The sequence below is a fragment of the Lysinibacillus sp. NPDC058147 genome, from assembly GCF_042884205.1.
In the GTDB taxonomy this organism is placed as follows: domain Bacteria; phylum Bacillota; class Bacilli; order Bacillales_A; family Planococcaceae; genus Lysinibacillus.
The window spans coordinates 380901-402103 of record NZ_JBHVUJ010000003.1; the positions used below are offsets into that span (position 1 = coordinate 380901).

At 37.9% G+C, this 21203-nt stretch carries 19 protein-coding genes and 1 other annotated feature; of the genes, 1 reads left to right on the forward strand and 18 read right to left on the reverse strand.

Going from position 1 to position 21203, the window contains the following annotated elements; genetic code table 11:
• Positions 1-287: 287 nt before the first annotated feature.
• The 6 genes from ACFVT8_RS11340 to ACFVT8_RS11365 form a co-directional block, all read right to left on the reverse strand.
• Positions 288-1598, reverse strand: a complete 1311-nt coding sequence (locus ACFVT8_RS11340; RefSeq protein ID WP_387079856.1) for a solute carrier family 23 protein — start codon at positions 1596-1598, stop codon at positions 288-290.
• A 20-nt stretch (positions 1599-1618) separates the two neighbouring features.
• On the reverse strand, positions 1619-2161 hold the full coding sequence (gene pyrR, locus ACFVT8_RS11345; RefSeq protein WP_387079855.1) for a bifunctional pyr operon transcriptional regulator/uracil phosphoribosyltransferase PyrR: 543 nt from the start codon (positions 2159-2161) through the stop codon (positions 1619-1621).
• 240 nt (positions 2162-2401) lie between these two features.
• Positions 2402-3313 carry an RluA family pseudouridine synthase gene (locus ACFVT8_RS11350; RefSeq protein WP_387079853.1) on the reverse strand — a complete coding sequence of 304 codons (912 nt, stop codon included), beginning with the start codon at positions 3311-3313 and terminating at the stop codon, positions 2402-2404.
• Positions 3313-3789: a signal peptidase II gene (gene lspA, locus ACFVT8_RS11355; RefSeq protein WP_387079852.1), complete on the reverse strand. Its 477-nt coding sequence runs from the start codon at positions 3787-3789 to the stop codon at positions 3313-3315. The genes ACFVT8_RS11350 and lspA overlap by 1 nt, the downstream gene beginning before the upstream one ends.
• 642 nt (positions 3790-4431) lie before the next feature.
• Positions 4432-6000 carry a sodium/solute symporter gene (locus ACFVT8_RS11360; protein ID WP_387079850.1) on the reverse strand — a complete coding sequence of 523 codons (1569 nt, stop codon included), beginning with the start codon at positions 5998-6000 and terminating at the stop codon, positions 4432-4434.
• 23 nt (positions 6001-6023) lie between these two features.
• Positions 6024-6359 carry a hypothetical protein gene (locus tag ACFVT8_RS11365; protein ID WP_387079848.1) on the reverse strand — a complete coding sequence of 112 codons (336 nt, stop codon included), beginning with the start codon at positions 6357-6359 and terminating at the stop codon, positions 6024-6026.
• Positions 6360-6595: 236 nt separating this feature from the next.
• On the opposite strand from ACFVT8_RS11365, the gene ACFVT8_RS11370 reads away from it, so the two are divergent.
• A complete protein-coding gene (locus tag ACFVT8_RS11370) occupies positions 6596-7774 on the forward strand; it encodes an AraC family transcriptional regulator (protein WP_387079847.1) in 1179 nt (392 codons plus the stop codon).
• A 154-nt stretch (positions 7775-7928) separates the two neighbouring features.
• On the opposite strand, the gene ileS is transcribed toward ACFVT8_RS11370, so the two are convergent.
• The 12 genes from ileS to ftsA form a co-directional block, all read right to left on the reverse strand.
• Positions 7929-10697 carry an isoleucine--tRNA ligase gene (gene ileS, locus ACFVT8_RS11375; protein ID WP_387079845.1) on the reverse strand — a complete coding sequence of 923 codons (2769 nt, stop codon included), beginning with the start codon at positions 10695-10697 and terminating at the stop codon, positions 7929-7931.
• Between the two features lie 272 nt (positions 10698-10969).
• Positions 10970-11189 (reverse strand) — a binding site (T-box leader).
• 98 nt (positions 11190-11287) lie between these two features.
• Positions 11288-11812, reverse strand: coding sequence for a DivIVA domain-containing protein (locus tag ACFVT8_RS11380; RefSeq protein WP_053483381.1), 525 nt, complete (start codon positions 11810-11812; stop codon positions 11288-11290).
• Between the two features lie 95 nt (positions 11813-11907).
• On the reverse strand, positions 11908-12696 hold the full coding sequence (locus ACFVT8_RS11385) for a YlmH family RNA-binding protein (RefSeq protein WP_387079842.1): 789 nt from the start codon (positions 12694-12696) through the stop codon (positions 11908-11910).
• Positions 12697-12854: 158 nt separating this feature from the next.
• Positions 12855-13136 carry a YggT family protein gene (locus ACFVT8_RS11390; RefSeq protein ID WP_387079840.1) on the reverse strand — a complete coding sequence of 94 codons (282 nt, stop codon included), beginning with the start codon at positions 13134-13136 and terminating at the stop codon, positions 12855-12857.
• Between the two features lie 20 nt (positions 13137-13156).
• Positions 13157-13654 carry a cell division protein SepF gene (locus tag ACFVT8_RS11395; RefSeq protein WP_134019084.1) on the reverse strand — a complete coding sequence of 166 codons (498 nt, stop codon included), beginning with the start codon at positions 13652-13654 and terminating at the stop codon, positions 13157-13159.
• Positions 13638-14342, reverse strand: coding sequence for a YggS family pyridoxal phosphate-dependent enzyme (locus tag ACFVT8_RS11400; protein ID WP_387079838.1), 705 nt, complete (start codon positions 14340-14342; stop codon positions 13638-13640). Before ACFVT8_RS11400 ends, ACFVT8_RS11395 begins: the two co-directional genes overlap by 17 nt.
• A gap of 153 nt (positions 14343-14495) precedes the next feature.
• Positions 14496-14732: a PRC-barrel domain-containing protein gene (locus ACFVT8_RS11405; RefSeq protein WP_053594630.1), complete on the reverse strand. Its 237-nt coding sequence runs from the start codon at positions 14730-14732 to the stop codon at positions 14496-14498.
• Positions 14733-15465: 733 nt separating this feature from the next.
• A complete protein-coding gene (gene sigG / locus ACFVT8_RS11410; RefSeq protein ID WP_049668350.1) occupies positions 15466-16239 on the reverse strand; it encodes an RNA polymerase sporulation sigma factor SigG in 774 nt (257 codons plus the stop codon).
• Positions 16240-16353: 114 nt separating this feature from the next.
• Positions 16354-17061: an RNA polymerase sporulation sigma factor SigE gene (gene sigE, locus ACFVT8_RS11415; protein WP_049668349.1), complete on the reverse strand. Its 708-nt coding sequence runs from the start codon at positions 17059-17061 to the stop codon at positions 16354-16356.
• A 13-nt stretch (positions 17062-17074) separates the two neighbouring features.
• A complete protein-coding gene (locus ACFVT8_RS11420) occupies positions 17075-17908 on the reverse strand; it encodes a sigma-E processing peptidase SpoIIGA (protein WP_387079835.1) in 834 nt (277 codons plus the stop codon).
• 544 nt (positions 17909-18452) lie between these two features.
• The gene (gene ftsZ / locus ACFVT8_RS11425; RefSeq protein ID WP_387079833.1) at positions 18453-19610 is read right to left on the reverse strand and encodes a cell division protein FtsZ; all 1158 of its coding nucleotides are present in this window, start codon (positions 19608-19610) and stop codon (positions 18453-18455) included.
• A gap of 282 nt (positions 19611-19892) precedes the next feature.
• Entirely contained in the window at positions 19893-21176 is a 1284-nt protein-coding gene (gene ftsA, locus ACFVT8_RS11430; RefSeq protein WP_387079831.1) for a cell division protein FtsA, read from the reverse strand.
• Positions 21177-21203: the final 27 nt, after the last annotated feature.

Below are 21203 nucleotides of genomic sequence, written 5' to 3' on the forward strand. Positions count from 1 at the left end.
ATGTATAACGTTCGCAAAAATCAATTTCGCCTTGGCGTAATAGCGTCCGGATTTTGAATTGTGCGAGCACAATTCATTCCTTTCAAAATCCGTGACATCCGCCGGAGGCTTCATCTTCATTCATCTCACCTTCAAGAGTGGGATGAATGAAGATAATAAAAGCCCCGTTGATGTCATCAACGAGGCATAAGGAGGCGTGACAAACTACAGCAGGATATATTCCTACTACTCGCTTATCTACAACTTCCCTTTCTTTGCCTCTCTGGACAATTCATTAAAAGGTACTTCTATGAATCTTTATTTTGCTTGTACGGTACTGGTATTTCCGCTTCTTTTTTACCCGGTAGGATGGCATTTAAAAGAACACCGATAATCGCTGCTAATGCCATACCTTCGATACTTAGTGATTCTGAAATAACGAACTTCGCACCACCGATGCCAATGACTAAAATAACTGAGGCAATGACCAAGTTGCGACTATTCCCAAAGTCGATATGATTATCAACTAACATTCGTAATCCACTTGCTGCGATGATACCAAAGAGTAAGATGGAAACCCCACCAAGTACAGCTGTTGGAATCGTTGCAATAACTGCCATTGCTTTCCCGAAGAATGAAAGTAAAATTGCTACGACTGCTGCGCCTGCAATGACATACACACTGTAGACACGTGTGATAGCAAGGACACCAATATTTTCACCGTAAGTTGTTTTCGGTGGACCACCGATTAATGCACTAATAAATGTTCCAATTCCATCACCTAAAAGTGAACGGTGCAAGCCTGGCTCTTTAATATAATCTCGATTTACAACTTTACCTAATACTAACTGGTGACCGATATGCTCTGAAATAGTTACGATAACGATTGGCACCATTGTTAGGAGTAGTTTTGATGTGATTTCAAAGTTATAGTGAACACCTGGGATTAGAAACTCAGGCTTTGCAAAGAATTTTGCTTCGGCAATTGGTGAATAATCTACAATCCCGATCATCATTGAGTAAATATATCCTACGATTAAGCCAATTAAGATTGGCATTGTGCTTAAAATACCTCTAAAGAAAATCGTGAAAATAATCGCTGTAAATAATGTCACTAACGCTGCCGAGAAGTGTAAAAAGCTATATTTATCATCTACATTCATCGCCATATTTACCGCTGTCCCTGATAATCCAAGACCAATTACCATAATGACAGGTCCTACTACAATCGGCGGTAATATTTTCATAATCCATTTATAGCCGCTTTTCCAGATGATTAGGGATACGATACCATATGTAATCCCGACTGCCATAGCACCAATCATCGCATGACCTGGATTTACACTTGAACCATCTTTATTTAAACCACCTGCTGCCAGTAAAATCGGTGCAATAAAAGCAAAGGATGAACCTAAATATGCTGGTACCTGAAATTTCGTAATTAATAAGAAGAACAGTGTAGCAATTCCACTTGTTAAAAGGGCAATCGCTGGACTAAGACCTACCAACTGAGGAACTAAGATCGTGGACCCAAACATGGCAAACATGTGCTGGAAACTTAATGTCACTAGTTGGACTGGGGTCGGTTTATCCTTAATATCTAATACTGCATTTGACATAATGTTTCCTCACTTTATAGTTAGTCTTCTTTAAAAATGATGACGCAATCTTCTCCGTCTACCTCTTGTAAATTTACGATAATACGCTCTGTCCCAGATGTTGGTACATTTTTACCGACATAATCAGCTCTTATTGGTAGTTCTCTATGTCCTCTATCGATCAGGACTGCAAGTTGAATTTGTGCAGGTCGCCCTAAATCCATTACTGCATCAAGTGCTGCGCGTACTGTCCGCCCTGTGTAAAGTACATCATCGACTAAAATAATTTTTTGATTAACGACCACGTCATCAATATCTACTTGCTCAACGTGTGCCTGTTCATTATCATGCTTTGTCGTTAAATCATCTCGATAGAGGGTGATGTCTAGCTCCCCCGTACGGATTGGTTTACCTTCAATTTTTTCAATTCGTTCTGCTAGGCGTCTTGCAAGAAAGGCACCTCGTGTTTTAATACCAACTAAAATACATTCATCGATTCCTTTATTGCGTTCAATAATTTCGTGTGCAATGCGTGTTAACGCTCTTGCCATAGATGGGCCATCTAATAGCTCATTTTGTGCCATGTAAGTTTCCTCCTCTCTTTTACTTATTGTTGGTCATGTGTCCATAAAAAAACCTCTCAAGGCGAATGGCCTGAGAGGGTTATATACGTGTTTAAATAGTATGTTAAAAAAATTTGCAGCACAAATTTTCGCAACACATTCACATGTACCTTCTCAGCCTCTCTGGACTGTCATTAAAGGTGAATATTTAGTTAAGTTGTTCATTCACTTTCGTTAGTATAGACCTTCTTTTACTATACGTCAATGCCTATTTCTTAAATCATTTAATAATTGTTCATAATCAGCAGGAATTGGTGCTTCGAACTGCAAATATTCACCTAAAGTAGGATGATCGAAGCCTAATACACCTGCGTGTAATACTTGTCCACCAAAGTCTATAGTCTTTTTTGGTCCATATTTTGGATCACCAACAAGTGGGAACCCAATATAATTCATATGCACACGAATTTGATGAGTTCGTCCTGTTTCTAAGCGACATTCTACAAGAGTGTATTCGCCAAAGCGTTCGATAACTTGGAAGTGAGTTACTGCATGCTTCCCTTTATCGACAACCGCTTGTTTTTGACGATCTTTTTGATCGCGTCCAATCGGTGCATCAATTGTTCCTTTATCATGTGCAATATGCCCGTGAACTAGCGCAGTATATTTACGTGTGACTGTTTTATTGACTAGCTGATTCACTAACGATTCATGAGCTGCATCATTTTTAGCAACCATTAATAATCCTGATGTATCTTTATCGATACGGTGAACAATTCCTGGTCGCATAACGCCATTAATACCTGATAGATCCTGACAATGATACATTAAGCCGTTTACAAGCGTACCTGTCATATGTCCAGGTGCTGGATGGACAACCATGCCCTTTGGTTTATTCACAACAAGGACATCTGCATCTTCATAAACAATATCAAGATCTAAATTTTCAGCAATGACATCTAATGGCTCTGCTTCGGGTACGTCAATTTCTACAACATCCCCTACTTTCACCTTATACTTCGCCTTTACAGTCTCTCCATTTACTTTGACAATACCCTCGGTAATCCAATTACCAATTTGTGTTCGCGACCACTCTGATTGCACACTTGAAAGCGCCTTATCAATACGCTCCCCCTGTTGTTGTTCTTCCATTGTATATGATACTTGCGTCATTATTTCACCTGTTTCTTTCCTTTTTTATCTTCAACGATTAAGCCAATCATTAATATTACTACCGCACACGTTAAAGCCGCATCCGCAATATTGAAGATTGGGAAATCATAATTAATTACTGGAATTAAGACATTTACAAAATCGACCACTTCACCTCTAAAGATACGGTCAATAAAATTACCTACTGCTCCACCTAATAAAAACATTAAGCCAACTTGAAAAATAGGTTTACCCTTAGCCTCTTTATGATAAAAGTAAAGGATGGCACAAATAACGCCTATCGTGACAATGCTAAATAACCACATTTGTCCTTCTAACATTCCCCATGCTGCTCCTCTATTTCGATGAGACAATATCCCAAACCACGGATCCCATACTGAAATTCTTTCACCAAACTCCATATTTTTCACAATTAGCCATTTTGTCCATTGATCTAAAATAATCACGAATGCGGCCAATCCATAATATTTATACACAGACACTCCTCCGTTCGCTCAACATCTAACCTATTCTACCATAACAGCCCATCTCAGAATAACTAATATAGCATGAAAATATAGATCAACACTTTATGTAGGGTAGATTTCTGCTCCGATTTGACGCTTTCTTGAGGGCGTTCACTGAGTCTTCCGTCGGTCAGGACCTCCTATCCGTCATTTTGGCCTTTCTTTCCATCGTTTTGTCGGTTCTATCCACGACTTTGACGATTCTATCCGCTTCGGCTCTTCTTTCCGTCGTTCTGACCTTTCTATCCGTCACTTCGGCTCTTCTTTCCGTCGCTTTGACCTTACTATCCGTCGTTTTGACTCTTCTTTCCGTCGCTTTGTCGGTTCTATCCACGCCTTTGACTGCTCTATCCACGACTTTGGCTACTCTATCCACGACTTTGACGATTCTATCCGCTTCGACTCTACTATCCGTCACTCTGACTCTTCTTCCCGTCGCTCTGATTTTCATCCGTCGCTTTGGCTCTTCTATCAGTCGCTCTAACCTTACTATCCGTCGCTTTGATTCTTCTTTCCGCCGCTTTCGTTCCTCAAAAAAAGCTATTGCCATCACATCATAAGTAATGGCAATAGCTTTTCAATTTTTATTCAATGTTATACAGATGCAGAAATTTAGGCTGTTTCAGACTCTTTTGAATGCACACGCTTCATGAAATCATTAACATCTGCGGGTACTTTTCGATCTAATAATGACACAATAACAACGGATAAGAAGCCTACTGGTACTGTCACTATGCCTGGGATTTTAAATTGTAAGAAGCTTGGTAATGTTCCTGGTAGAAAAATCATCCACATAGATACGCCCAGACCAATGAGTAAACCTGCAATTGCTCCTTTTTCTGTCATGCCTCTCCACCAAATACCTAAAATAAATATTGGTGTAAAGGTACTCGCCGCAACAGTAAAGGCTAGCGCCACTAAATGTCCTATGGATGCATCCTTAACTAGTAAGCCCAATGCTCCATATAAAATACCTAATAAAACAATTGCTACTTTCCCTGCAATTACTCGTTGTTTTTCTGTAATATCCTTTTTCATTATGCTTGCATATAAATCATGGGCTAATGCACCTGAGCTTGTGATAAATAACCCTGATAAATTCGAGAATATGGCCGCAAATGCACCTGCTATGACTAGTCCAAGAAGCCATTTACCTCCTAGTGCCAGTGCTGTTGTAGGAATAACCATATTGTTTCCGCCAAGCACCAGATCACGCATTACTTCATCACTTGCTGTACCTGAAATAAAAATAGAACGACCTACAACACCTAAAAATACAGCTAATAAGAAAAATGTACTGGCAATCCCAATCGCCATCAATGCTGATTTACGAGCCGCCTTAGCACTTGGATTCGTATAAAATCTTAATAATATATGTGGGAGACCTATTGTACCTAATGCTAAACCTATTGTCATACTAATGGTTTGCCAAAATGTCGGGAAGTAAAAGCCTGTTCCTGTCCATGCCGCACCATCAAAATTAACATCATTTCCATCTAGTGCATATGGTGAGGTTCCTGTAATCGGACCGTTGAATGAATTAATAGCCGCTAAAATTTTATCGTAATGCAAACCACTATACATCGCTGCAATCAACATAACAACAAACGCACCTAGGCGAATCCAAAGCTCTAAAGCTTGGTTGATTGTTGTTCCTTTCATACCGCCTATCCCTACATAGAAAACCATTACAATACAAGTAAAGATGATGCCGAATTCATATGAAGTCCCAAAAAACATACTTAAAATTTGGGCAGCCCCTAATAATTGTGGCGCTGCATAAAAACCAGAAATCGCTAAAACCACAGCTACTGCTACTAGCCGAGCTCGTCTACTATGAAAACGATAGGCTAAAAAATCTGCAACGGTAAATGCTCCAAAACGTCTTAACGGACCCGCCACAAAAATAGCTAACAACGTTAATCCAATGGAAAAGCAAAATGCATAATAAGCGCCGTCATACCCTAATTGAAAAGTTAAACCAGCTATCCCAAGAAATGTAGCAGCGCTTAAATAGTCCCCTCCAATTGCAGAACCATTTGTAAACCATCCAAAACTTCGTCCCCCAACAAAAAAATCGGATGCCGTTGCATTTCTTTTCGTTAAATACGTAATGTATACAATTGTTCCCATTAATGCAATTGTCATTAACATCTTCGGTTCTAATAGAGCTTTCATCATTCTACATACCCCCTTAGCTAAAACTACTTATTTAGTACTTCGTATTTCTTTAGGCGTTTTTCGTACAATGCTGTATGCACATACGCAATAATAAAGGCCATTAACATCATAACGACGGTTGTCACAAACCATGTAACTGTCATACCACCCCAAATTTTCTTGAAAGCAAGCTCCGGAGCGAACCAGTTCATAACTGGAATACTAAAAATTAAAATGAAATAAAATACCGTTAAGCTAAAACCTGTAGTAAACTCATCTTTCATAATTTTGTTAGTAGTTGCATCTAGCGGTGGAAGATCCTTCACATCTACAGTTCCAGCTTCCACGTATTCATAATCATGACTCCCTACTTCCGCCATATTTCAGCTCCCCTTTCTATATCAGTGAACAATTGTCTGAAATTTCAAATTATTATTCACTACAATTATTCTATTCTATTTAATCTTTAAAATAGTTACAAAATATTGCTGTATTAGTACAAAAAAATGCTATTTTAAGTTAAAATATTTTTATCATTTTCCATTTTCAATAGAAAGGAGATGTTAGCATATTAAATATTGTTTGGTACATTAAAAATTCAAATGAAAAACAACAAATGGACTACTGGTTAGAGGAATTTTTACCTAATACCTTTATTAACTGTGAAGAACCCAAAACAGAGACTTCTGCCATCATTGTCTATGAAATCAACCATTTATTTGACTGGGTAAAGATAAATCGTCTAAAAAGAAATTATCCTAATAGTATAATTATCCCTATTGTTGCAGAACACCTTACCTACTCAACTGGTATCGCAATTGAACTAAATTTGCCCGCACTTCTTATAAAGCCATTACAGAAAGCAAAATTTCTAAGAATTGTTAAAAAGCTATATACATCCTACAAAGAAAAACAGGCAAGTACTCTTACAATGCTTGAGTTATCGCAGCAAATTACGGAAGACCATACTTCACCTTTCCGAGAAGCTTTTTTAAAACGGCTTATACGAGGAGAGGTTGAAAGCGAGCAGGAAATAATCCAGTCATCATCTTTCTTATCGAGGCATTGCATCCCAAATATCGTCTTTTTAATCCAGGGCTATATAGATGTAAATGAAGATGGACCTATCACCCATAATGCAAGCAGTGTTATAACAAATGTATTTCACCAAAATTTTGCTAATAAAGCACCTCTATCCTTCTTACATTTTGAACGTTATTTGCTGTTGCTTATACGCATTCCTAATGAATACACGTCATTTAAGCATTGGTCTGAGGGGGAAGCTTGTTTACTTGAGGTCATTGAAGTGTTAAAAAAAGATTATTGTATCCACCTTTTTATGGGGATTGGTGGAGTTTTTCAGGACGCCATGCAAGTCAAGGAATCCTATAGCCAAGCTCGAAAGGCACGGAGGAAACCGCCAGTTCATAGTATTCATATACGATTTTATGAAGATTTAACAAAGCAAGAACAGCTCCAAAAGGCTATCCAATATATCGAGGAGCATTATGATGAACAACTGACGATCAGTGATGTTGCAAAATATATCAACTTTAGTGCTACTCATTTTAGCAGATTGTTTAAAAAAGAGACTGGTCGCAATTTCGTGGATTATGTAGCCTTTACACGTATCATCAAGTCACTACCGTATTTGCGAAAATACGATTACACCATCGAAAAAATCTCCTTCATCTGTGGCTTTAACACACCTAATTATTTCAGCCTTACCTTTAAGAAATATGTCGGCATATCGCCAACAGACTACCGCAATACGCAAGAAATATTTTTTAAGTAGTTCAGAACACACGTAAATGAAGCATTCAAGTCACTCCATTACAAAAAAGAATCTGCTAGACCTCAATGACAAAGTAAAAAAAGCAAGCCCCCCATACTAAGGAGACTTGCGTTATTAATTATATAGAATGCAGATTCTTATATACTATTTGTTTTTAAACGTAATACTTTTCTACAACTTCTGCACAACGCGCACACACTGTTGGATGTGCTTCATTTGAGCCGACTGTTTCAGAAATAGACCAGCAACGCTCACATTTTTCACCTGTTGCTTTTTCTACAACAATCGATGCATGTTCTAGAGCTAAAGCATCGGCAGGTGCAGCTTCAATTGATGCTACTTCAAAAGCAGATACGATTGAAAGCTGTGCAAAATTAATGCTTGCATCATTTAATAATGCCGCCACATCTTCTTTCGCATAAACAGTCACTTTCGCTTCAAGTGATTTACCGATTGTTTTTGCATTACGAGCTTCCTCTAATGCTTTTAAAATATCGTCACGAACATCAATAATTTTCACCCATTTTGTACGTAGACTTTCGAAGTTTTCATGTTCATCTACCTCTGGGAAGTCTGCTAATTGTACAGATACCTCTTCTACAACACCTTGAGCATGTAAGTAAGACCACATCTCATCACTTGTATGAGGGATAATAGGTGACATTACTTTTACTAATGTCATTAATGTGTCATAAATAACTGTTTGCATCGCACGGCGATCTTTGTTGTCGTGGCCTTCAATGTACACAACATCTTTTGCAATATCTAGATAGAATGAAGATAATTCTACTGCAACAAAGTTATTCACTGCATGATAAACAGCTGCGAAATCATAGCGATCATATGCAGCACTTACTGTTTTTAAAACATCTTGTAGGCGCATATAAACGTACTGATCCATTTCACGAAGGTCCTCATATGCTACTCGATCTTTCGTTGCATCGAAATCAGCTACATTTCCGTGTAAGAAACGGAATGTGTTACGGATTTTTCGATAAACTTCAGATACTTGCTTCAACATATCCATTGAGATACGAACGTCAGCTGTATAATCTACAGAAGCAACCCATAAACGAAGAATATCTGCCCCGTATTGATCCATAACCTTTTTCGGGATAATTACATTCCCTAAAGATTTACTCATCTTACGACCTTCACCATCTAGTACGAAACCATGTGTTAATAGTCCCTTATATGGTGCATAGCCATTAATAGCTACAGAAGTAATTAATGATGAGTTGAACCATCCACGATGTTGGTCAGAGCCCTCTAAATATAAATCAGCTGGATATTTCATACCACGTTCTACTAACACACCTTGGTGAGAAGAACCTGAGTCAAACCAAACGTCCATAATATCGTTTTCTTTTGTAAATTCACCGTTCGGGCTACCTACATGTGTGAAGCCTTCAGGTAATAATTCTTTTGCTGTTTTTTGGAACCAAATATTTGACCCATGTTCACGGAATAATGCAGAGATATGAGCGATTGTTTCTGGTGTAATAATTGGCTCACCATTTTCAGCATAGAAAATTGGAATTGGCACACCCCATGCGCGTTGACGTGAAATTACCCAGTCTCCACGGTCACGAATCATATTATAAAGACGAGTTTCACCCCAAGCAGGTGTAAATGTCGTTGATTTTACTGCGTCTAGTAACTCATCACGGAATGCATCGATTGACGCAAACCATTGTGGTGTTGCACGATAAATAACTGGTTTTTTCGTACGCCAGTCATGTGGATAAGAGTGTGTAAAGAAGTTAAGCTTTTCTAATGCGCCTACTTCTTTTAACTTTTCTGTGATTAATTTGTTTGCATCATTGTAGAATACACCTTCAAAACCAGGTGCTTCATCTGTATAGCAACCGCTATTATCGACAGGGCTAAGAATTGGTAGACCATATTGCTTACTAATATGATAGTCATCTTCCCCGTGTCCTGGAGCTGTATGAACACAACCAGTACCCGCTTCAGCAGTTACGTGCTCTCCAACCATCACAAGAGATTCACGGTCATAGAATGGATGCTGTGCAACAATTCGATCTAATGCTTCACCTTTAACTTCTTGAACAACTTCATACGATTCCCATTCAAGTTCGTTAGCAACTGTTTCTAATAATTCTTTGGCAACGATGAATTTTTTATCGGCAACTGCAACAACCACATAGATAAACTCTGGGTTTACAGAAATACCTAAGTTCGCTGGAATTGTCCAAGGTGTTGTTGTCCAAATGATAATTTTAGCATCTGCTGGGACAACATCTTTAGCATCTTTAATCGCAAAGCTTACATAAATAGAAGGCGATTTAATATCTTTATATTCGATCTCTGCTTCTGCAAGTGCAGATTCAGATGATGGAGACCAATAAACTGGTTTTAAACCTTTATAAATATAGCCTTTTTCAGCCATCTTTCCGAAAACTTCAATTTGACGAGCTTCAAATTCAGGCTTTAAAGTAATATATGGATTTTCCCAATCACCACGAACACCTAAACGGCGGAATTGTGTACGTTGGTTGTCGATTTGCTCGTAAGCATACTCTTCACATAATTTACGGAATTCAGCAACAGACATTTCTTTGCGCTTTACACCTTTATTCGTCAGTGCTTGCTCAATTGGTAAACCATGTGTATCCCAACCTGGGATATAGTTTACATGGTAGCCAGTCATAGAGCGATGACGTGTAATCATATCTTTCAGTACTTTATTTAAAGCATGCCCGATATGGATATCACCATTTGCATATGGAGGGCCATCGTGTAACACATACTCTGGGCGTCCTTCTGTACGCTCCATCTGTAATTTATTAATGTCCATTTCATTCCATTTTTCTTGCATCTTCGGTTCATTTGCCGGTAAGTTTCCACGCATTGGGAAATCTGTTTTTGGCATTAATAAAGTATCTTTGTACTCAACCATTTTTAATTCCTCCTTTATGTTTACAAACAAAAAACATATGCACTTAGGCGCTCATTCACATACGACAGTTATTAGACTCATCACCTTAACGTAGGGCGTTACGACTGGATGCTTTCTTGGGAGTATTATTCACGGCATACGTTTTGAGAAATGCCATCCCTAAGTTCTAGTTATTGGCAAAATCAATACATTTCAACAACGAAAGTATAAGCAACACAAATAAAAATGGAAGCCTTCCTCCTTTTGAACATAAAAAAAGCCTCTCAATCCCTCAAAGGGACGAGAAGCTTATACTCGCGGTACCACCCTAATTGTAGTACAAAATTGTACTACCACTTAAAGCACGTTAACGTTGTGCGTCACGAAATAACTTACTTCATTCAGTTATTTAGCTCCGAAGTGATGTTCATTGTTATTTGCTTGTTTGGGCTCACACTATCCCCAAATCGCTTAACTACGCCTAACAAATACTGTCTTCGTCTCTGCCTATTTGCATATGTGTTCAAAATAATTACTATTAACATAGTATATGAAAATCAAACAATCACGTCAAGCTTCACTTATTGTGTTGAAATGCCTAATAACAGCGATTAAACTTGATCGGCTTCCTGTGCTTCTTCAACGGATGTTTGAATTTCAGTAAGGTCAATATCATATTGTAACAAATGGTCCCAATCGTCTGCATTTAGTAAATCCAGCTGTGCCTCTACAAGCATTTTAAAGCGATTACGGAATACCTTTGATTGCTTTTTCAACTCATCAATTTCAATTGTCACTTTTCGAGCCTTTGTTAAAGCCTCATTGATAATACGATCAGCATTTTTTTCTGCTTCCTTTACAATGAGTTTAGCCTCTTTTTGAGAATTTCTTCGCACTTCGTCAGCTGCCTCTTGTGCAACAACAATTGATTTTTGTAACGTTTCTTCTAATGAGTTAAAATGTCTCGCTTGTTCTAAGGAAATTTCTAGTTGTCTGTCTACTTCCTTTTTTTCACGTAACAAAATTTCATAGTCTTTAATAATTTGATCTAAAAATTCATTTACTTCATCTTCAGCATAACCTCTGAAAGATTTAGTAAACTCCTTATTATGTATATCAATAGGTGATAATGGCATACGATCCTTCTCTCCTTTACATGTACATTCGTACTTTCTATTATACAATTGTTCCAACAACTTAGCAGTAAAAATTAATGAAATTTACTTGATTTTCAGCTTTTTTGGGTCAATCGACCGATTTGCAAACGAATTTTATCTTTTTTTGTACGGCCTTCAGTCATTATAATTTTAATTCGACCGCTTCCGCGTACAGATAGAATATCTCCTTCTTGTAATTCAAAAGCAACTGTATCCCGTTCAGTCCAATTAACACGTACCTTTTTACCTGTAATTAATGCTTGAGCCTTCTGACGAGAAATGTGTAAAACAGTGGAGATAATAACATCTAAACGCATAGAAGAAACAGTGTGAGATTCTTCTAGCCACTCTTCCTCATTTTGAAGCAATGGCTCCGTCTCTTTAATCGATTCTACATGTACCTTTACTTTGCCGATACCTGTTAAATGTAAGCGTACATATTCCGCTACCTCATTCGCTACTACAAACTGTACTAGATGGTCGCTTACACGAATATCACCGAATTTGCCACGATCCAATCCTAAAGACAATAAAGCTCCAAGAACATCTGGATGTCGTAGTTGGACAAATTTTACAGGATATTGAATTGTAAATACTGTAAGCTGAAAATCTTCCTCCATAGGCTCATAATAAGTAGGGTAAATAAGCATGCGTTGTCTTTCTGCACCCTCAAAGAGCCCAGCACTAGCTATTTTTAAAGTGTCATACTGTCCAATTATCGACGCAACAATAAAGCGCTGTCTAGGATCTAGGAAATCAGTAAGCTTTGGAGCATATCGATCCTCTACCTCATGCTGCCAGCCCACAACCTGTTCAATAAATGGCTGTTCATCTTTCCTAAAATGCTGTATTAAATGCTCCATATAACTCACCTCTATTATCTCTCTTTTACTAGTTCAATTTCATTGGTATTTTAAGGGTTTATAAAAATAGGCTTTTAACCATAACGTGGTGTTGATTTCCGTTTTAAATTTAGTTTTCCCAATAAATAAAAAATCCTCACCGTTCGTGAGGATTTCTTTTATAGCATCATATCGTATATTTTTAAAATTACAATAAATAGACCTTTTTGAATATAATTAAGGAGAAATATTGCTACGATAGGTGAAATATCAATCATGCCAATTGGCGGAATGAATTTTCTAAAGATGGCAAGATAAGGTTCGCATACTTTTGCTAATAAGCGTCCAACTGATGAGTTTTGGACAGCTGGCACCCAAGACATTAAAACATATGCGACTAACATTAATGAATAGACATAAAATGCTATTGACACATACTTCAAAATTAAATAAAAAGTCATATAAACTACAATCCTCGCTATTAATTATCGTCTAAAATAAAATTCGAAATTTCGCCAGACACTTCTACATTCTCAGGTGTGCATAGGAAAATATCTTTACCGATTCTTTGAATATCACCGGCAAGTGCATAAACTGTGCCACTTAAAAAATCAATTATCCGTACACCTTGCTCTCGCTCAATACGTTGTAAATTGACGATCGTTGCACGCTTATTTTTTAAGTGTTCAGCAATGTCCTGAGCTTCGGCATAAACTCTTGGTTCAACTAATACAACTTTTGCACCTTTTGAATTCATCGCTGCTTGCAAACTTACAATGTTGTTTGTAGGTGTTGTACTCTGCGGAAAAATTTCCTGAACCGGTGCCTTTCGCTCCTTCATAACTTTTTTAGGCTTCACAGATTGAATCTGTTGCTGTTGTTGTACGGGTTGTTGCTGTTGAATAGGAGCTTGCGTGATTTCTTCTTCTAGTTCTTCCTCTAGATAAAAGAAATTTTTAATTTTATTTTTCATGCTCATCCTGTTCCCCTCTTTCATTTCCAACAAGAGCCGTTCCAACTCGAACAAATGTAGCCCCTTCTTCTACCGCAATTTCAAAGTCATTAGACATGCCCATTGATAACTCGGTACAAGGTGCGTGTGCGAATCCTTGCTCGGCTATTTGCTGTTGACATTGTTTTAATTGCTTAAAAACAGAGCGAATAATTGTATCCTCATCTGTATTTGGTGCCATTGTCATTAAACCAACAACTTGAATTTTTGTAAAACTCTTTAATGATTCAATAAAAGGCAGGACTTCTTCAATCGATAAACCATGTTTTGATTCTTCGCCTGATACATTAACTTGTACAAAACATTTGACAGGTTTGTCTGCTCGTTTTTCAATTTCTTGTGCTAAACTCAAACGATCTAATGCATGTAAATAATCAATACTGTTAATAACTTGTTTGACCTTACGTGTTTGTAAAGACCCGATATAATGCCAATGTACATCAGCTTTAATCGCCTCGATTTTACGATTTAAGCCTTCAGGACGGTTCTCTCCTAAATGAATAAGCCCCGCATCAATTGCTTCTTGTGTTCTTTCTACAGAAACTTCTTTTGTCACTGCAATAATTTGGACTTTCTCTACTTCACGATTTGCACGTTTTTTTGCTGTTTGTATAAGTTCATTAATTTTCTTCAAATTCGCTATGATTTTTGTCACTGTTTTTCCCAACTTTACAACAATAGTTTCTTTTATTGTAACAAGCAATGCTTGAATTATCAATGAATAGCCTGACCTATGTGAAAGTACAATTTACCTTACCAACGCATTAAAATCTCCTTATATTTCCAATATGCATTGAAATTTTGCTCTTTAGGATAAAGCTTTTACTAAAATGACATCCTTTCCAACTACAAGTACATCTTTCATATACACTTTCCTAACAGATTCTTCCCCGCGAAAAAGGCCAAGATATTTACGGGGCTCTGCAATCATAAAGGCCGTTACATAGCCTGTTTCTTTGGATACCTCTGCATCTACCACAAATCCTAAAAAGCGTCCATTGCCTGCTTCAATAACTTCTTTTTGCTGTAACATTGAGAAACGCATTTTATCCCTCCTAAATCAATTACTTTCAACATCGTTTTATCTCAACAAACTATGTTTTCTCTTTATATTTATGTGTTTATTGTTGGTTAAATGAAAATGAAATGATTAAGTGTAAAACTGTCATAGTTAAATTTAATTTGGCTCTTTGGCAAAACGTGTGGTTGATTTCCGTTCCGACTGATCGCTTTGCTTTCGCTACAGAAAACATTTGTTGCTTACGCTACGCTTTCGCTCAGAGCAGAGCTTCCTGGGGGCGTCCGATGAGCCGCTTCGCTGCGCTGCAGGGTCTCGGGCCAACAGATGTTTTTTGAGCGAAAGCGTAGTGTTAATGCAGCGTCAGCAAAGTGTTTTTGTCTGTGCGAAAGCGTAGTGCAACGTAGCGACAGCAACAGCACCGATGTTGGTCACGAAGGCGTTATCACAGGACGTGATGTTTTTAGCCTTCGTTCTTCTATCGCTAATCCCCAAGGAGTCGCTCAGTCTCCACTACAATCAACTAATTCATTTAGTATGTATCTTCTAGCTCGTCACTCTCTAATTTATAGTGATAATATGCGAAAGCATAACATCACTATAAATATTTAAATGCGTAATCAAAGCCACAGCAGATATCAATAACACATTCTCTATTCTGTAGGAAGCGGCTCGACGCTCGCCCACAGGAAACAGGTAGGCTGGAACGCATTTTTTTATAAATAAAATGCGCACCGAGATTCGGGTGCGCATTGTGTTTTTACTTATAATCTTTCTGCATTGTTTCAATTGCATTTTTTTCTAGACGAGAAATTTGCGCTTGAGAAATCCCCAATTCTTTTGCAATTTCTGTTTGTGTCTCACCGTAATAAAAACGCTTTGCAACAATCATTTGTTGACGATCATCTAACTTTTGTAAACTTTCCTTTACTGACACGTAGGCAACCCATTGATCTTCCGATACATCATCATCACGTAATTGGTCCATCATATAAACAGCGTCTCCACCGTCTGAATAAATGGGTTCTTGTAAGGACACTGGATCTTGAATGGCATCTAAAGCAAATAAAACATCTTCCTTTTTCATGTCAATCATTTCAGCGATTTCTTCAATCGTTGGTTCTCGTAAATTATCGGTTATCCATTGCTCTTTTGCCTGCATCGCCTTATACGCAATATCTCTTAGAGAACGAGAAACACGTAATGCATGATGATCACGCAGATGGCGACGAATTTCACCAATGATCATCGGTACAGCGTATGTTGAAAATCGTACATTATGCTTCAAATCAAAATGATCAATGGCTTTCATGAGGCCAATACAGCCTACCTGAAATAAATCATCTGCCTGCTCACCCCTGTAGGCAAATCTACCGACAATACTAAGCACTAACCTTAAATTGCACATTACAAGCTCTTCCCTAATCTCAGTTTCTCCAGCTTGTAAACGAATGAAGAGTTCCTTCATTTCCTCGTGCTTTAAAATTGGCAAAGTCGATGTATCTAAGCCGCAAAGATCTACTTTAGTTCGCATATTCGATTCCTCCGGATGTTATTCTCTGACTAAACCGTTACATCAGTTTGTCCGAGAGAAACGAGAATATGCACAAAAGCTGCAACCAATTTTAGGTAGGGCAAATTTCCCTCTCTAAGATATTGGCTGATTCAGATTTTCACGTAAATCTTGAATAATTTTCTTTTCTAATCGGGAAATATATGATTGCGAAATACCTAAATGATCAGCAACCTCTTTTTGAGTCATTTCAATTTTTCCATTGAGACCAAAACGACATTCCATAATATATCGTTCACGCGCACCTAGTAAATTAATGGCATGGAACATATGTTGACGCTCAATTTTCTTCTCTACATTGTCTAAAATAATATGCTCTTCAGTTCCTAAAATATCAGACAATAACAACTCGTTTCCATCAGCATCGGAGTTTAATGGTTCATCTAATGAAACTTCACCCTTCATGCGACTTGTTTTACGTAAGTGCATCAAAATCTCATTTTCAATACAACGTGATGCGTATGTGGCAAGTTTAATATTTTTATCAGTATTGAACGTTTCAATCGCCTTAATTAAACCGATAGAGCCAATACTTATTAAATCCTCAATCGGCGTTCCCGTATTATCAAAACGTCTAGCAATATAAACAACAAGACGTAAATTACGTTCAATTAGTGTATCTCTAGCTCGTAAATCACCATTCATAAAGGATGCAATGACTGTAACTTCTTCTTCTCGACTTAATGGCACTGGCAATGAATCATTTCCCCCTATATAGTACGTTTCACGACTCCGAAACTTACTCCAAAATTTTTTCAAGCTAGCAAGTAGCCTAAGAAGCAATAGTTCTCCCCCTCTATGAGTTATTTGAAAGCGCTGAAAAATGTAAAATTGCTGCTGTGCTGTGTGGAAAATTTTTAGCTTTTTTTGTTAAAACGATATATTCATTCGTTTTCACTTGTGAGTGCTCCCCCTTTATATGCCACTCTTCAAAGCGGAAACCTAGTACAACCGATTGCTGTTGCACTGTATTGACATGAATAAATCGAATATAACGCTGATAATCTTCTGAAAACATGGATACATTATACGGATCAGTTTCTTGCCATTCTAACAATGATTTGCAAAATGCTGCAGGTAAATGCGGCCGTAATGCTGCATAAGAGACAAAGTGAACAGGTTTTCCTGAAAGTGGCTCAATCGCTTGATTCCCCGTATCTACGAATGCAGAGAGTGGTATTTTTACATCAAAGATTTTTAACGTAGTAGCAAACACAAACTGACCACTTAACCGCTCAAGCTTTACAAACCCCCATTGCTTATAAAAAGCAACTAGATTACCAACAGCTAATAGTAGGCAAATGATTATAAAATGGACAACAGAAAGATTCTTTAAATACGGTTGTAATGCTGTTAATAATCCACCAATAATGATTGTTGCTGTTAAAACAATCGGTCCTTGTTTTTGAAAACTTCGAATCTTGAAGCGAAAAGCTATCCCGATTAATAAGATAAAGCTCAGTACCGTCGTCAACAGCATTTGACCACCTATTACAGCTACAAAACTACTACAAATAGAACTCATTAATAATCTTGTGTTCTTTACAAAAACCCCTGTTACTTTTGCCGTAAACTTGAGTATCGCTAGATTAAAAAGTGTATTAATGAGCACCAGCCATTCTCCATACATAACAGCCGCCTCCTATATACAAAGTTAGCATGTTACTCCCACAAATATTGTCAAACAATCGCATCAATTCATTAAAATGTTTTGACAAAATACATCTTTTCCTTACACATTTGAACATAATAAATTTTTTGACTCTGAAAATTATTAAGGGAATTTTTTTGATTGTTGTAGTGTTTTAAATGTGGATGGGATGTGAATCCTTTTTTTCTTTTGAAGGTGGATGTCGATAAAAATTAAAAGTTGGGTGATAAAACGTGATAGTTTATCGATAAATTTAAAAAGTTTGGTGATAATTCCTAAAAGTGTTTCAATAAAACTAAAAAGTTGGATGTCATTTTGTTAAAAGGGATGTCATGTGAATTAGTTGATTGGAGTAGAGACTGAGCGACTCCTTTGGGATCAGCGATAGAGGAACGGAAATCACCCCCTCGTTTTGCAAAAAAGCCTACTCTATTTAATAGGACAGTCTGACATATTAACAACATAAAAAGCTCGTATTTCACATAATGTAAAATACGAGCTTTTTAGAAGTTCGGATGCTGATTTATCCGCGATTTTTACGGTTACGTAAAAATGCTGGTACCTCAAGCATGTCATCCTGCGCATAATTTTGTTGATTTTGACGTGGTTGCTCTTGCTGTACGTGCACATCTTGACGTTGCTCACGAATTGGAGCCTGCTGTTGCGGTGCAGCATTTCTATTTGCATTTAACGTCGGTCTTGTAACATTACGCTGTTGCTGTAGAGCTTCCTCTGAGAAACCAGTCGCAATTACTGTCACAATAATTTCATCCTTTAGATTCTCGTTAATAACAGAACCGAAAATCATATTTACTTCTTCATCTGATGCCGATGCTACAATATCTGCAGCCTCTTGTACTTCAAATAAGCTAAGATTTGAGCCACCAGTAATATTCATAAGAACACCTTTAGCGCCATCAATTGATGATTCAAGTAAAGGACTTGAAATAGCTTTCTTAGCTGCTTCAGCAGCACGGTTTTCACCTGTAGCAATACCAATACCCATTAACGCTGAACCTTTGTTAGACATAATTGTTTTTACGTCTGCAAAGTCTAAGTTAATAAGACCTGGCGTTGCAATTAAATCTGAGATACCTTGTACACCTTGTCGTAAAACATTATCTGCTTCACGGAATGCCTCTAGCATTGGCGTAGATTTATCGACAATTTGTAATAGCTTGTCGTTTGGAATGACGATTAGAGTATCAACAGACTCCTTCATGCCACCAATACCACCGATAGCTTGTGTTTGTCGTTTGCGACCCTCAAACGTAAATGGACGCGTTACAACACCGACTGTAAGAGCTCCTAAATCGCGAGCAATTTGCGCGATAACTGGTGCGGCACCAGTACCAGTTCCTCCACCCATTCCAGCTGTAACGAATACCATATCTGCACCACGTAGAACTTCTTCTAATTGTTCGCGGCTCTCTTCTGCAGCTTTTTTCCCTACTTCAGGATTAGCACCTGCACCTAACCCACGTGTAAGTTTTGTACCAATTTGTAGCTTTATTTCTGCTTTTGATAAATTTAGCGCCTGTGCATCTGTGTTTACTGCGATAAAGTCAACACCTTGTACACCATGTTCTATCATTCGATTGACAGCGTTGTTACCGCCGCCACCAACACCAATGACTTTTATTACTGCAAGTTGATCAACACTTGTATCAAATTCTAACATTTCTTTTTCCTCCCACGGTAACTCGACTCTGTATCATTCATTACGCATTCAAGATCAATTATGCCTCGGTATAATTGCGTCCGGAATCGGCTTTGTGCTGGCACAAAGAACTCCTTTCCGATTCCGTGACATCCGCCGGAGGCATTAACTTCTTTCAGCAGGTGTTTGGACATCTGCTGAAAAGTAGCTTAAATCCGCATTCATCTCTTACCACCTATAGAGGTGGGAGACTTCTGTACCTGTCGCTACGCTTTCGGTACAAAGGACTTCTGCTGAAAGAAGTTAATCAAAAAACTTATCAAATAATTTTTTTGCTCTTCCGATTACGCTTCCTTTTGATTCTGAAGGTGCAGCATATTCTTGCTTTTTAGGTGTGGCTGCAGGAGATCCTACAACTGCATATTCAATAGGCTGCGTATTAATACTTTTTCCATAAAAATCATCTTCTAAATAGGCGTAACGAATAAGTCCAACTGCCGTCGTAAATGAAGGCTCTCTAACGCCAATATAGTCAGGTGTATATATTCTAACACGCGTTTGCAGAATCTGACGTGCCAGTTGAGCAATACCATCAAGCTTTGCAACGCCACCTGTCAAAACAACACCGCCTGGTAAATCCCTAACACCTAGACGGGCTAACTCGTCGATAACTAACTCAAATAATTCTTCCAAACGAGCGCCAATAATTTCTGAAATAAAGCGTTGGCTGTACTGATCTGTTGAATCTGTCCCTACAATCGGTACTTCGAAGAGTTCATCATCTGATGCATCATCATAATAGGCATGTCCAAATTGATGTTTAATTTGTTCTGCCTGTTCTGTTGGTGTTTTTAAGACGATTGAAATATCTTTTGTGATATGATCGCCACCAACAGGAATGACACCCGTATGCGTTAACAGTCCCTCTTCAAATACTGTGATAGTAGTTGAGCCGCCTCCTAAATCAACGAAAGCGGTACCTTGGTTTTTTTCATCCTCCGTTAATGCAAAAAAACCTGCTGCTAATGGTTGTAAGTATATTTCTCGAATACTTAGACCTGCACGTTCTACACAGCGTAGAACATTGTGTAAAAGTGTTTTAGAAGTTGTGATCATTGTGGCATCCATTTCTAAACGAATACCAATCATACCTCGTGGATCTTTAATCTCATCTAAATTATCCACAATAAATTGTCTAGGAATAATATTTACTAATTCACGTTCAGGAGGTATTGACATGACTTGTGCAGATTCTACCACTCTATCTAAATCATCATCTGTAATTTCTCTATTTTCACTATTTACAGCGACAACACCTTTAACTAGCTGTAACATCGTCTGGTTAGCCGGAACCCCTAAAACGACTTCATTTATTTGATATCCTGTCATTCGTTCAGCTTGATCTATTGCTTTTCGAATCGATTGAACTGTTGCATCAATATCAACAATTGCACCTTTTCGAACTCCATTAGATTTTACATTTCCGACTCCAATTACATGTAATTGACCGTCGCTCATTTCACCTATTAATACCTTGATAGAGGATGATCCTATATCAAGAGAAATATATAAATCTTGCTGATTCAATTCACTGCACCTCCTTGAAAAAATGCT

Excerpts from the sequence above, each read along its gene's own strand:
- ACFVT8_RS11370 (WP_387079847.1), top strand. The coding sequence starts at position 6,596 with ATGGACTACTGGTTAGAGGAATTTTTACCTAATACCTTTATTAACTGT.
- ftsZ (WP_387079833.1), bottom strand. The coding sequence starts at position 19,610 with ATGTTAGAATTTGATACAAGTGTTGATCAACTTGCAGTAATAAAAGTC.
- ACFVT8_RS11365 (WP_387079848.1), bottom strand. The coding sequence starts at position 6,359 with ATGGCGGAAGTAGGGAGTCATGATTATGAATACGTGGAAGCTGGAACT.
- ACFVT8_RS11390 (WP_387079840.1), bottom strand. The coding sequence starts at position 13,136 with ATGACTTTTTATTTAATTTTGAAGTATGTGTCAATAGCATTTTATGTC.
- sigG (WP_049668350.1), bottom strand. The coding sequence starts at position 16,239 with ATGCGAACTAAAGTAGATCTTTGCGGCTTAGATACATCGACTTTGCCA.
- ACFVT8_RS11420 (WP_387079835.1), bottom strand. The coding sequence starts at position 17,908 with ATGTATGGAGAATGGCTGGTGCTCATTAATACACTTTTTAATCTAGCG.
- ACFVT8_RS11360 (WP_387079850.1), bottom strand. The coding sequence starts at position 6,000 with ATGATGAAAGCTCTATTAGAACCGAAGATGTTAATGACAATTGCATTA.
- ACFVT8_RS11350 (WP_387079853.1), bottom strand. The coding sequence starts at position 3,313 with ATGACGCAAGTATCATATACAATGGAAGAACAACAACAGGGGGAGCGT.
- ACFVT8_RS11380 (WP_053483381.1), bottom strand. The coding sequence starts at position 11,812 with ATGCCATTATCACCTATTGATATACATAATAAGGAGTTTACTAAATCT.
- ileS (WP_387079845.1), bottom strand. The coding sequence starts at position 10,697 with ATGGTTGAGTACAAAGATACTTTATTAATGCCAAAAACAGATTTCCCA.
- ACFVT8_RS11385 (WP_387079842.1), bottom strand. The coding sequence starts at position 12,696 with ATGGAGCATTTAATACAGCATTTTAGGAAAGATGAACAGCCATTTATT.
- ACFVT8_RS11340 (WP_387079856.1), bottom strand. The coding sequence starts at position 1,598 with ATGTCAAATGCAGTATTAGATATTAAGGATAAACCGACCCCAGTCCAA.
- ACFVT8_RS11405 (WP_053594630.1), bottom strand. The coding sequence starts at position 14,732 with ATGCGTTTCTCAATGTTACAGCAAAAAGAAGTTATTGAAGCAGGCAAT.
- ACFVT8_RS11395 (WP_134019084.1), bottom strand. The coding sequence starts at position 13,654 with ATGAGCATGAAAAATAAAATTAAAAATTTCTTTTATCTAGAGGAAGAA.
- pyrR (WP_387079855.1), bottom strand. The coding sequence starts at position 2,161 with ATGGCACAAAATGAGCTATTAGATGGCCCATCTATGGCAAGAGCGTTA.